The sequence below is a fragment of the Allobosea sp. P1_A7 genome (assembly GCF_056406775.1).
Genome location: NZ_JBFTZN010000568.1, coordinates 1 through 1339, shown reverse-complemented (window position 1 = coordinate 1339; position 1339 = coordinate 1). Strand labels below are relative to the sequence as shown.

The 1339-nt window shown below is 71.3% G+C and carries 1 protein-coding gene; it reads right to left on the bottom strand.

The features are described 5' to 3' along the window. A partial coding sequence (locus AC1D34_RS37645; protein WP_476827037.1) for a DUF2950 domain-containing protein occupies positions 1-889 on the bottom strand: 889 nt, incomplete at its 3' end. Positions 890-1339: the final 450 nt, after the last annotated feature.

The window sequence follows — 1339 nt, the reverse complement described above, 5'->3', positions numbered from 1 at the left end:
ATTCGACCGGGGCCCAGCTGCTGTCGGGGTCGTAGCGCAGCAGGCGTTCCGCCATCGCGCTGGTCTTCGGGCCGAGATTTTTCTGCAGCACGACCCCGTTATGTCCGCAGATGAAGGTCATGACGCCGGTCTTGCCCCATTCGGCCGGCCAGGCCACGAGGCCGAAGCCAGCGATCATGTTGCCGTTGACGACATAGGAATGCGCGCCGCCAGGTGCCCAGGGTCCTTGTGCCTTGAGGATGCGAAAGCGATAGCCGGCATAGGTCCGGTTTCCGCGATCCAGCRGGGCCTCGCTCAGGGCGCCCTCGAGTGGGCTGACATCGGCCTGCCCGGTTCTCGGCCAGTACAGCCCGTTCTGCGTGCCGGGCGTCGAGATCAGGTTCTGGGCATATGCGCGCACCTGGTCGCCATCATGGTCCGTGCGGAAATACTCGCGCTGGGCGCCGATATAGGCTTGGCAGGCCTCGATGGCGCGCAGTTCGTTCTCGCCGATGGTGCGGTTGAGGATCTCGTCCCGACCGGCCGCGACATCGAACATCCAGGCCTCGCCGCGCCGCACGATCGGGATCGGGAACTCGAATTTTCGCTTCCCTAGCGTCAAGATCCGAGCGGCGTCGCCGCGCGGTGTCAGCGTGACGGATTCCGCCGCAGCTTCGTTGAACCGGTCGAGTCGCTCGCGGTCCAGCGTGGCATCGCCCGTGCTCAGCACGTCGCGGGCCCCCGGCCCGAAGATCCGATCGAGCACGCCAGGCTCGCGCGCCCGCGCCGCCTCGACCAGCGCAGCGGACGCCGCATCGGGTGAGGGGAAGCTCTGCTGGGCTGCGGCAGGGCCCGCCATCATCAGGACAGCGAGCGAGACCGGGACTGAAAACCGAGCGTGATGTGCCATGATCATGTCCCCCAATCAGCGCCGTCCACCGCGACCGCCACCACCGCCCCCGCGGCCACCGCCGCCGCCGATATGTCCACCGCCGCCACGGCCGCCGCCGCCGATGTGAGCGCCGCCGCCGCGACCTCCGCCGCCGATCTGTCCGCCTCCRCCGCCGCGSCCCGCCGGCATGCTGATCTGCCCRCGGCTGGCTGCGCCGCGATTGCCATAGGCCGCCGCGCCGCGYCCGGMATCGATRCCGTCAAASGCGGTCCGGCTTGGTGTCGGGCGMGGTCTCGCGCCCTGCGGCGCCGCTGGTCGCGCCTGTGCCGYCGGAGGCCGKGCCGWGGGCCGCTCGGGGCCCGATGGTCGCGTCGCGGGYCGGCCTGCGTCGGCCTGCGGTCGCCCCTGTCCRGCCCCGCCCTGGGGGCGRTCCTGGCCGGGCCGYGCATCRGGACGGGCGGGTTGCTG